Origin of the sequence: Acetobacter lovaniensis, assembly GCF_014207635.1 — a bacterium.
In the GTDB taxonomy this organism is placed as follows: Bacteria; Pseudomonadota; Alphaproteobacteria; order Acetobacterales; family Acetobacteraceae; genus Acetobacter; species Acetobacter lovaniensis.
In genome coordinates this window covers 40,250-52,166 of sequence record NZ_JACHIE010000018.1, presented here as the reverse complement: position 1 = coordinate 52,166, position 11,917 = coordinate 40,250, and the positions used below count along the sequence as shown (strand labels likewise).

The following is an 11,917-nucleotide window of genomic DNA, read 5'->3' as shown; positions in this document are numbered from 1 at the left end:
AAGGCCACATCAACAGGCCTTACAGAAGACCGCACACGATCACACGTCAATATGGGTCAGAAAACTCTTGCATAACGGACGGCAACCACAGAAGAGAACCGTGTTCGCCGCGGCAATATTCCCCATCGCCCGAACAGCCTGCCGCTGCGTGGGGGGCAGGCGTTCAATATTGGCCAATGATGGATTCGTGGCCGAAGATGTACCGGATGGGAAGGAACTGTTCCCACCCGGCTCGGAATTGGTGCCCCCCGTACCCTGCCCATTGGACGGGCTACCGCCACCGGATGGATTACTGTTGTTCCCACCCGTGGAACCAACCGGCTGCCCGCCATTCATGACGTTGCTCAGACTCTGCATCTGTGTCGAGAGCGACTGGGTTGCTACGGTACTGAACTGTGATGCCGTCAGCCCCACCGCCCCCTGATGGAACTGGGCTGGTGTAAGCGATGTGCCATAGAGGGTGTTGAAAGCGTTCAGAATGGGAGTGGAGTTCCCGCCCATGCCCTCGGGAATGCCGTTACCGGAGCCGTTCGTCGTCATGCCGCTACTGTCGGTATTCCATGCATTCATGATCGACATGGCGCCGTCGCCCGACGTTGTCGCGCCGGAAAAACCGCCAACAAAGGTCGTATCGCCCGTAGCCGACGTCACCTTGCCGCTGGAACTGTTGTACAGAAGCGTGCCGTAGTTCCAACCGATGAAGCCACCCCCGAAATTGTTGCCAAACCCCGTATCGACAAAGCTGTTGTCGAGATACACATCGCCATAAGCCTTACTGCTGAAAATATAGGTTCCGGGCTGGCTCATCCCGGCAAAGCCGCCAGCCGAACCACTACCGGACACGTTGCCATAGGCCTGGCTGTTCACGACCGCGCCAGACAGCGACCCGGTGAACCCCCCGACCCAGGAATTGATCGTGGCACGGCTGCTCAGCGAATTGACATTGCCTTTGGCATAGCTGTTTTCCACGAACCCGGCCGTAGCCCCTGCCCAGCTTCCCACATCGGCGTAGCCGGTTGAGGTAATATTGACGGTCGAATAGGTGTTGTTGGCATAACCGGCGACCATCGCGCCAAACAGACCACCGACGGAATAATCACTCCCTGTAGTGCCGGGCGAGGAGGTGTCCCGCTCGCTTGAGGCGGGTGTACGCGAGACGGTGATATTGCCGGTCGTAAAGACATTTGTGAAAATACCACCCGCGACCGATGCAATGCCCCCCGTGCTGTCTGGGTAGCTCCAGAAGAGCGGGTTACTGCTGAACGCGGCCAGCCCGAGTACACCTGTATCGTTCCCGCTGACCGCTATGGTGATATTGGTCAGGCCGAGATTGGAAACTGAAGCGCCATTCTGTTCCAGATAGCTCTGGCTGGTGCAGGAAGGCTGCTGGCAGCCTATGGCCAGAAACAGCCCGCCCTGTGTGGATGTCAGGTTGGAGATGACATGACCAAAACCGTTGAAGGCTCCGCTCAGTATATCGGTATACCCTCCTCCATCCACCGCCAGAGGCGTCCAGTCGGCAATGGAGTTCAGATCTATATCCGAGCCCAGAACATAATTCTTGCCTATCGTCTGGTTCCTGCCCGTTATGGCAGCCAGTTGGGCAACCGTGTTGATAACGGTATAGCTGGCGAGTTTGCCACCCGTCACACCCATCTGCACAGCACCGCTACTGTTGAAATCTATGCGCCCCGCGAACGTATCATTGTTTGTTCCATCGGCATTTTTTCCAAATCCCATATTTATTCCGTGCAGGGTAACCATCCCCGGCACAAGCGGGATAGCCATCATATTGTTGGCGGTGCTGTAAAAGGTGGGGGCAGTCCAGCTACTCTGTCCCCATGTGGCCGTAAGGCCACCGCTGCCCGTCACGCTCATGACGTTGTCGACGTCAATATCCTTGTTCGAGGAAAGGGTCAGTGTATTCGCAGCCCAGGACATGGCGTCACCGATGACAATATTACCCGAGGCGGAAGAGAGCGTGACGTTGGTTTTCGACAGCATCTGGTCCAGCAGGGTGCCTGTCAGCGCCCCACCGTCTGGCGTTACGGCAAAATCCCCATCGGACCGCCACAGCCAGCTTCCCGGCCCATAACCATTCGCCCCCGCCGTACTGACATTCAGTCCGCTATCCACACTGACCAATCCGGCGGTCTGCAGGGTACCGCCAGCCCCGGTCGCGGAGGACAGGTTGATCGTCCCGCCCACGCTGACCGGCTTGTCAGCCGCGGCCACGGTGTAAGAGGTCAGCGCGCCCGTGGCGGGGTCGAGCGCGAGTGTGACGCCCTCACCGCCCACCAGCAGCACCTCGCCACCAGCGGTGGTCATGGAGGCGCCCGTTCTGGTCGTCACGCCATTGCCAATGAGAGCCACATAGCCCGGAGTGACGGCACCGCTACCGCTATCGGTCTCGCCGACAGCGGTAATGGAGCCACCAATCATGTCGAGCGCGCCGGTCGCCGGACTGGTTCCGAAAAGATAGCGAGCATTCGTGAAGTCACTATCCGCGATATCCTGCGTGGAGGCCACAATCGCCCCGACATTGACCGACGACCCGGCGGTAAACATGACCCCTGCCGGGTTGATGAGGAAGATTCTGCCATTGGCCGTGAGACTGCCAGCGATCACACTCCGCGCGTCCCCCGTAACCCGGTTGAGCGTGATGGCGGCACTATCAGGCTGGTTGAAAATGACGGAATAGGAGGGCGCGATGGAAAAGCCCTGCCAGTTGATGATGGCCTGCTCGGTCCCCTGATTGACGGTCAGACTTCTGGCGGTCAGATCGGTATTGATAGAGGAAATGCTCCCGCTGACTACCGTTGGATCATGCGGCAAGGTCTCGGCCACGAGGGCGACATTGCCCGCCGCCCCGGCCAGCGTGTAGTTGGCGCTCCCCGAGAGGGTGAGATTCGAGAAATCGGTAATGCTCTGCAAGCCCACCGAGGGCGAGGCCAGCACGACCGAGCCGGAAAGGGAGAGGCTGTCGCCAGCAACCAGATTGGCGACTGAAAGCGCGCTTGCAGGCACGACTGTGGTTCCACCTGCAAGAACGGAGCCGCCCAGTTCCACACTGCGGGGCGTTACGGAGGCCAGCATCTGATCAGGCGGCTGAACCTGATAATTGGCCGAATCATTTCCCGTCAGCGTGTCGGTAATCGTGACGGCCTTGTTCGTCCCCGCATCCGCCGAGGAAAATGTTCCCGTCCCCGTTACGCCGATCTGGTCTTTACCATACACGCCCCCGACGATCGTGGCCGTAACCGCGGCATTGGCCGATCCGTCATAAACCTTGTCCGACACCGTATTCGCGACCTCGACATAGGCCGGTGTAATGCTGGCCGTCGTGATATTGCTACCAATCGTGTAATTCGAAGCCACCCCGCCGTTTGACCCGTCAGAGAGGACATAGGTCACGATAACGTTTTTGTCCGTTCCGGCGTTCCTGTCCGAAAAAACAGCGGATTCATAATTAACATTCAGGGTTTCAGAACCGACAAGGCCTGAAAGATCAGCACCGGAGGCGCTGGGATCGATCTGGGCATTCGTCGTTCCATCATAGGTCTTGTCCGTGACCACTCCTGTACTGGCCAATGTAATAGGACGAGGAGAAATTGTAACTGCGCCCTGAATGTTTGTGTACGGCGATGCGGACAGCAACAGAGAGGCCGCGTAAGTCCCCGCGTTCACCACACCACTTTGCGAGGAGATGGCACTCAGGTCGGCGTCATAATTCGCGGATAATGCGCCATTGTATGGCGTATCACCCCCTTGGAGCCCCCATACCGCGTTGGCATAACCCAGATCGCTGGCCAGATAATCCATGTCCTCGCCATATACGGCGGCACCCGCCACAGGAGAAACATAGACGGGCAGATTTTGCAGGATGGGGTAGCCCGAAGCATTTGCCTGACCCCATATCCCGGTATCAAACCCGCCATAACTGGAAAGAGTATATTGATCTCCCCCAGACAGATTCTGGACAAGGCTCCCATTGCCGGTTCCAGACCCGTCTGTTGTGATCGGATCAACATCACCAAGCCAGTAAGAATTGACGATAGTTCCTGTATTATTCGATGAAAATGCGTTGGCATACGTGTATTGCGATTTCCCATCTGTCGTTACCGCCGTATAGACACTGGAAATCGTACCGGAATTATTATAGACGAAGCCCGCCATATGGGGCGAGCAGGCCGTGACACAGGTCATCTGCCCTGCGGCGTAGGCATTTTTGATCGTGCCTTCATTCGTAGCGGCAAAGCCCGCGCTGTAGGACGCAGCTTCAACGCCAAAATCATATCCTCCGACCGCCGCAGTGGTGTACGAATTCGTAATGATGCCTGTACTCTGGTTATCCCCGACCAGCCCGCCCCCTATGCCTGCAACCCCGGCCCCGACCAGACCTGTCGCATAGGACGCATCAATAATGCCTGCGTTCACTCCAACCAGACCGCCAGCATCTGCAATGAAATAGCCGTCAGTATCTCCGGACGAAAAGCTGTTCCTGATCACGCCAGTAACGGAGTTCCTGCCCACAAGGCCACCGATATTCGATGAGATACCCGAACTCGTGGGTATAATGTCTCCATCCCCACCGGAGACATAACTGATGGCCGCATAACCGGTCGCATAGCTGTTGGCTATCAGCCCGCCATTCAGCCCGACCAGAATGCCGGTATTCAGAATAGTGCTTGTAATTTTCGGCTGGTCTGACGAGATGCCTCCACCGACGAAGCTGTTGGCGATGGTGCCGTTATTCACATCCGCCAGAATACCTGTGTTTCCGGCATTGTTCATGGTGACGTTGCCGAATGTTATCGCGATGTTCGAAACTGTCGCCCCGTTCCCGATATTACCGAACAACCCCCCGGAATTGCTCGAAAACGGATAGAGAACATGCCCAAGACCATTAAAATTACCGCTGAATGGCTGGCTGCCGGTGCCAAGCTGGCTCCAGTTGGTGGCGCTCAGGTCCTGAATATCGGAGCCCAGCACATAGTTTCCACCCGGGCTGGCCGCTGCGGCCAGAAACCCCGCCGCATCGTCAATGACCGTGTAGTTCTGGCCGTTGAGCGTCATCCGGCCGGTTCCCGAAATATTGAGCCTGCCCGCGAATGTTCCTAACACCGCATTGGTGGACGACCCCTGCGATACGCCCTCTACCCCAAAAGCCGTATAAAGCCCGTAAGGTGTGCCATCGGCATTGTAGCCAGTACCCGTAACCATGGTCGTGGGATTGCCGTTTGCGTCGAGCGCATGCCCGTAATTACCTGCAAAGCCTGCACTGCCACTTGCCGTCATAACGGCGTTGAGAACGATATTGTTCGTCGCGTTGAGTGTGAGCGTATTGGCCGACCACATTACCCCATCGTTAACAGTAATGTTCCCGTCGGTCCCTGTCCCATTGGTGGAGGCGATTGTGACGTTATTATTGGCCAGTTCGGCGCTCAGCACCTTACCGCTGATGTCCCCGCCATAGGCAGCGATGGTAAAACCATCCGGGTCAATCAGCCATGTCCCATTCTGCCCCGAAGCCGCCCTGGTGGTAATGTGCGCCGTACTGGCGACCTGCACCGTCTTGCCCGAGGTATCTATGGAGCCACCTTTACCCCCCTTGGGAGCGGAAGCATCCAGCGTACCACCCACCTTTACGGTGCCATCCTTGGCCAGAAGCTGGATCTGCCCCACCTGCACCGTCCCGGAAGCCGCGTGGCCGCCTGTCAGGTCCGCCAGTGTCCGGGCCTGAATAATGCCGGTGTTGTTGACCTGGGCGGACATAATCTGGTCTGCGGTCTGTGCACTCAGGATGACGCGGCCGCCATCGGCCACAATCAGCTTCCTGTTCGCCACCAACGCATTGTAGGCCCCCTTGTCAATCGTGACATCCAGCAGCGCGTTCCCCCCGAAATTGAGGGTCATCCGCTCACCCGCCGCCATCGCGACCGTACCCAGACGGGCCGAAATAACCCCGTCATTTTTCACCACATTCCCCATCAGCACGACAAACCCGCCGCTGGCTGCGTGAATGTGACCTTTATTGATGACCGAAGCCGTGGAATCACCGGAAAACTGGTAGTTCCCGGCCATGAAGTCCTTGTCGGTGATGTTGCGTGTGGAAGCGACAATCCCCCCGACATTCACCTGCGACGTATTGGTAAACAGCACACCCGCAGGGTTGACCAGAAACACGCGCCCATTGGCGTTGATCGACCCTGCGATAATGCTTTCCTGCCCGCCGGTCACACGGTTGAGCGTGGCGGCGGAGACGCTGGGTTGCTGGAAATTGACAGTCTCATGCCGACCAACGGAGAACCCCTGCCAGTTGATAACGGCGTTAGGCGAACTCTGGTTGATGGTCGTAACCGCGCCTGACTGTGAAATTGTCGCATTCCCTGCGGCGATAACCCCACCTGTAGGTTCTGCAGAAGCAAAACCCCCTGTCCAGACAAGGGCAAGAGCAGAAACCGAGGAAAACAGGCAGGCTTTCACGGTCGGTAAATCAATTTTTCGCATGAGACCTTACCGGAAAAACGGGGTTAACGGATGAGGGAACTGGCACGGTCGAGTGCTACGCCAAAACCCTTGAGTGATACTGAAAAAATGGGATTCTGGCTGCCGTCAGCAGCATGGGCGATAATTTTCAGGCTCGGGACCTTGCGCAGCGCGATGAGCGTGCCTGCATCAAAAACAACGGGGGCAATACAGCCCTGTGGCAGACAGGTCCTGTACTGCAAGGACATGTCCAGATTTGTATTATCCGCTTTGATCTGCACGCCTTTTTCAAGAGCAAGACCAAAAGGCATAAGCAGGACACCGCTGGCCTTGTCCCCCACCGGAGACAGCTCAATGGCCAGAACACGCTGCCTGCTCTTGTTATCCATCTGCTGCTGGCTCACATTACAATGTCTGGCGTTTTGCCCGGATGGCTGAACGCATGATACCTGCCAGTCCTGATAGGTCTCGGACAGGGAAGAAGGAGCCTCCGCCGACTGTGATACAGGGGCTGCCCATGCGCTGTGAGCCACAAGGCATAACGCGAAAACAGGAGCATTCCGCAGGAACATCCCGGTCCAGCCAGAATGGCGCAGGAAATCCGCGGTATGTGTCAATATACGTGCAAATATAGTCATGGCCACGTCTCCGCAAAAAACTGGCATTCAGTACCGACTATGCTCAGGTAAGCGCATAGTCCCGCAGAACAGGTCGGGGAACCGTTGTATCGATTACAGAACGTACCGGAATCGAACTGAATAATCGCAACGTTTTCTTCCACAGTTCAACATGTTCATCATCCAATCCCAAGCGGGCACACAGGCCCTCCGGTGTCTATATTACCCTATATATGGACGTAGCATATAAGTGCCCGAATCGCTTATGACGGCCGTCATATCGGCATAATTATTAAATAATTTTAATTTAATTGCCCGGAACCATCGTTACGGACTTTATCCAAACCCCTGTGCCTGCTGGGCAGGCGGCCTCATACCCACCAGAAAACAAACGGTTTTTTAATATTCTTCCTTCGATCCTGACGACATTCCTGCCGGTGGCCTGACCATTATCTCATTATTCTGACGGTAAATTTCGCCCTCTTCTTCCATACGGGCCAAGGCGCGATAAAGCGACTCATGAGTAAGCCCGAGTTCGCCAGCCAGTTCCTTGAGTGTGCCTGTGACCTTAACGCTCAACCGTTCGGGGTCCATGTTCAATGAAAGAAAATGCCTCAGACGATCACGCGCGGATTGCATATTCCGCTGTTCTATCCGCGCACGGGCATTCACCAGCTGACGTGCCAACATTCTGGTATAGGCAATCGCAAACTTCTGATTCTGCTCATATTCCTGAAGCAGGAGCGGCTGGGGATACAGCCTGACGGTGGCCTGTGTGAGCGCAACGGCGTTACAGTGATAATTTCCACCAAAAATTGTCGCTTCCGCCAACGTCTCACCCGGTGTGGCTACGAAGAGAATGACATCGCGACCAACCGGATCAAGCCTACTCATGCTGACGCGCCCTTCGAGCACTTCATAAACCCCGATGGCGGGCGTGTTGCGCTGGAACAGAAAATCACCACGCTGTAACTTACTGACAACACTGGCTTTTTTGATCTCTGGGGGAAGGTATTCACCGATGCTCATGCCGCATGATCTCCAACGTTCACTGAGGCCGCGACGCGACATCAATTTTATCGACCGACTGGAATAAATACTTCCAGACGCTTCTTACCCCCGTAGTGGCCTGATGCTTGGGCTGCTTTACGTCAACGCCCGAAAAATACAATGCCAGATCGCCCGGCCTCATGCATTCGGAGATGCCTGCTGTAAAGTCTCTTCCACGTTGCCTGCATTCCAGACAGGGACCTCCCAGCCGGAGAAACACCTGCACCTGTCTCTTGTTAAGCCAACGCCTTTGTTCTCATACCGCAGGACGCACAGCAGGTTCTGCCACACTGCTTGCGTACGCTACAGATAAAACCATGGAGAGCATGAGCCCGGCATTGCATCAGCCCGCAACATCCACAGCATTTGCCCTGAATCCCCCGAAGAGATTCTACAGTCTGTATGGATCGTGATTTTTGCCTTGCACATAACGTGTTTTTATATGATACAAAACACACGGACGCCTGACCGGAGAGAGTTCCCCCATGATTGCCGGGCGAGACCTTACCTAACAGTGATCATGCAGACGGCGTTCCGAACTCGAAATTTTTACGCCCCAGTTACAACCATACATATAGTCCAATACACTTGAGCTTATTCTCGAAGGATAGAATGATGTCAGCACAGGTTGGCAGCCCTTTGGCTCTCGTGGCCACTCTGGCCATCACGGCGGGTTCTTTTTTCCTCCCGCCAATTGCCGAAGCTCAGACGACGTCGCAGATGCCCATGATGGCGGATGAAGATCATAGCGCCATGCATGCCCAGATGATGCAGCACCACATGGGAGCATCGGTCATGCCATTTGACCTGATTCACTCCCTGCACATCTTTACGCCTCTCCCTGACGGCGGAGAGCAGGATGTGATCTCCACCGACGGAAACGCCCGACAGATCATGCTGATCCGGCAACATCTGAAAACGGAGGCCCAACGGCGCGCCCAGGGCGATTATGCCACACCTGCGCGCATTCATGGAGCTTCGATGCCCGGCCTGAAGGAAATGGCCACTGGAGCACCTTCCATACACGTGGTCTATGTGGAACTCCCGGCGGGAGGAAGAATTGTTTACACGACCGCACGTCCGGAACTTGTACAGGCCATTCATGCCTGGTTAGAAGCACAGGCACATGACCACAAGGAAGACGCCATGCTCACTCATCAATGACGTTGATGACCGCCTGACGGCAAGGCGCGGAACAGCCACGCGATCAGGATCGCAACAGAGCACCGCGCCAACGCCCGCCAGCATAGAGAAACGAGGCAGGAAGTGATAGCGGTATGGCCACCTCGGAAACGTCTCAGAATAGTGTGAAGACCCGAAGGCCCTCACCCCATGAAAGACACGGACGAAACGCCCTGTTCTAGAAGTCAGCCGTGACCGAAAACTTATAGGTTTCAGGGTCACCCATGATAAGATTGCTCTGATAGACCGAAGCCCAGTAACGCTGGTTCCCGACGTTATCGACCTCAAACCGCGTGGTAAGCGCCTTGCCACGCACCAGAAACGTATAACGCGCACCAAGATCAAACCGTGACCATGCAGATAAATGTGCACTGTTGGCATTATTGAACTGCTGCTTGCCCGTACTGATCACACGCCCAACCAGTGTCAACCCCTTGATGAAAGGCACATCGTATTCGAGGTTGCCATTAATGGTATAATTGGGAATGCCGATAACTGTTTTACCGTTGTTATTTTCATTCCCGGCGCGTACCTGCTTGGCATCAATAAGAGTCAACCCGCCATTAAAACGCAATCCACGCAGGATTTCGCCATTAAACGTCAATTCCATACCACGGTTTTTCTGCTTCCCATTCTGGGTATAGAGTAACTGACCGGTATTACCATAAGCTTCAACTATCCCATACGGCATGGAAGTCTGGTAAAATGCGACGCCCGCTGAAAAACGACCAATATCGTATTTGGCCCCCACCTCATACTGTGTGCTTTCATACGGTGCAAAAACCTGACCGGCATTGACGTAACTGGAGCCCACCACAGAACCTGCCGAGAGCCCCTGAATACGATTAAAATACACGGCCGCGTGTTTGATCGGATGAACCACAAGACCGATAACAGGAGAAAATGCAGAGGAATCATAGTGTGTCTGCATTTGACCGCTGCCATAGGCATAGGAATTGGAAAGGATATCCTGATAACGGAACCCGCCTGTCAGAGAGATGCGGTCATGCCAGAAGGTCATTGTATCTGACAGAAACAGACTATACAGCTTGTTCCATGAGACACGACCCGGATCACGCATGTTACCGCGGGCATACGTTTCGTTTGGGGTAAACTGTGTTGGTTGATAGATGTTTCCGGACATCCCGACCAAACTCATGGCATAGGCTGCATCGGATTCCTCCCAGATTGCAGACCCACCGGCATTGATTTCATGCCTGATAAAGCCCGTGTTCACATGGGCGCGCACACCAGCCTGTGTCGCTTCGTTCATGACATTATAGGCTGTGGCCATAGCGCCTACACGACCATTTCCTGTATGAGCATCCGTCAGGGTCGTGGTGGCGTAATTACCCATTTCGTTTCCACTCTGCGCCCCAAACTTTCCGTAGGCTGTAACATGCTTTCCAAAATCATGCTCGATACCCATGGTGCCGAAAAGGTAAGACAGGTCCGTATAGGCCCAGCGCTGCCCCCAGTTTTGCGATGGTGAGGGCGGCAAAGGTGCTGGCATACCCGAGGCAAGACTGGACACGATAATGGCGCTACGTCCACCAAAAACCTGCTGTTTCTGGTAATTCATGTTCATGTTGATACGGGTATCGTCGTTATGCCAATCAAACGCACCGCCCAGGGCGATATCTGCCCGACGTTCGCCATGAATTGGTGTTTCACCATCCATACCGGCCGCGTTAAAACGAAAGCCGTAAGCTCGGTCCTTGCCAAACCTGCGACTGATATCAACAGCCCCACCCCCTTGGGAACTGCTTGTATAATCCCCCGTAACACGGGTTATATCCGTTATCGTTGCCCGCTTGGAGACAAGATTGACATTCCCGCCAATGGCAGAGCCACCCGGTGCCGCACCATTCAGAAAAGCGCTTGCGCCATTGAGCACCTGTACTGAATCATAAAGCTGGGGCGAAACAAGTTGTCTGGGCGTTACGCCATACAGACCATCAATTGCGATATCATCACCATACAGGGTAAAACCGCGTATCTGGAAAAGCTGGGCATAATTCCCGTACCCTGTCGTTGTTCTGACAGTTGGATCATTGAGCAGAACATCGCCTAACGTCTGTGACTGCTGATTCAAGATAAGGCTGGCATTATAGCTACGGATATTGAAAGGTACATCAAGACCTTTCTTATACCCAAGCGCTCCAAGATCCCCACCACTTGAGACATACATCCGGTTGTTGCGTGATGCTTTAACAACCAGGTCTTCTTCCTTACCAGTATTGACCGCTACCCCCGCCCCTTCCGGAACATGCGGCTGGGTACTGGACTTCTTCTTCTGTCCCTGTTGCCCAGTATCGTGAAATGCAGCTTCATGCCCGGATAAGCCTGTCTCTGCACGGGCAGAACCAAGAGTAAGAAGCCATGAAGGTCCAGTTCCCGACAGCAACGTGGACACGCATAATGTGTTCAGACAAACAGCACGGAAACGCATGATAGGAGAACTCACGATAGGAAATTTTGCGACCCTTCCTACAATTAAGAATGATTGTCAATATCATTTAACACCCGACCTGTTCCAGAGACACCAATAAGGACGATATCATCAACAACAGGACGTG

At 54.9% G+C, this 11,917-nt stretch carries 4 protein-coding genes and 1 pseudogene; 1 reads left to right on the top strand and 4 read right to left on the bottom strand.

Annotated elements, in window-relative coordinates:
- Window positions 1–39 precede the first annotated feature (39 nt).
- From HNR55_RS14480 to HNR55_RS14470, 3 genes are all read right to left on the bottom strand, one after another.
- A complete protein-coding gene (locus HNR55_RS14480; RefSeq protein ID WP_166116461.1) occupies window positions 40–6,510 on the bottom strand; it encodes a two-partner secretion domain-containing protein in 6,471 nt (2,156 codons plus the stop codon).
- A 23-nt stretch (window positions 6,511–6,533) separates the two neighbouring features.
- Complete coding sequence (locus HNR55_RS14475; RefSeq protein WP_198911929.1) at window positions 6,534–7,127, bottom strand: invasion associated locus B family protein; 594 nt, start codon at window positions 7,125–7,127, stop codon at window positions 6,534–6,536.
- Window positions 7,128–7,505: 378 nt separating this feature from the next.
- A complete protein-coding gene (locus tag HNR55_RS14470) occupies window positions 7,506–8,135 on the bottom strand; it encodes a Crp/Fnr family transcriptional regulator (protein ID WP_166116463.1) in 630 nt (209 codons plus the stop codon).
- 636 nt (window positions 8,136–8,771) lie between these two features.
- Between HNR55_RS14470 and HNR55_RS14465 the strand changes: the two genes are divergently transcribed.
- Entirely contained in the window at window positions 8,772–9,320 is a 549-nt protein-coding gene (locus HNR55_RS14465; protein WP_166116465.1) for a hypothetical protein, read from the top strand.
- A 196-nt stretch (window positions 9,321–9,516) separates the two neighbouring features.
- Here HNR55_RS14465 and HNR55_RS14460 read toward each other — a convergent pair.
- Window positions 9,517–11,571, bottom strand: a pseudogene (locus tag HNR55_RS14460) (TonB-dependent receptor); the annotation flags it as partial.
- Between the last annotated feature and the right edge of the window lie 346 nt (window positions 11,572–11,917).

What these genes read in the sequence shown, in the direction of transcription:
- HNR55_RS14470 (WP_166116463.1), bottom strand. Translation starts at nt 8,135, where the DNA reads ATGAGCATCGGTGAATACCTTCCCCCAGAGATCAAAAAAGCCAGTGTT.
- HNR55_RS14465 (WP_166116465.1), top strand. Translation starts at nt 8,772, where the DNA reads ATGTCAGCACAGGTTGGCAGCCCTTTGGCTCTCGTGGCCACTCTGGCC.
- HNR55_RS14480 (WP_166116461.1), bottom strand. Translation starts at nt 6,510, where the DNA reads ATGCGAAAAATTGATTTACCGACCGTGAAAGCCTGCCTGTTTTCCTCG.
- HNR55_RS14475 (WP_198911929.1), bottom strand. Translation starts at nt 7,127, where the DNA reads ATGACTATATTTGCACGTATATTGACACATACCGCGGATTTCCTGCGC.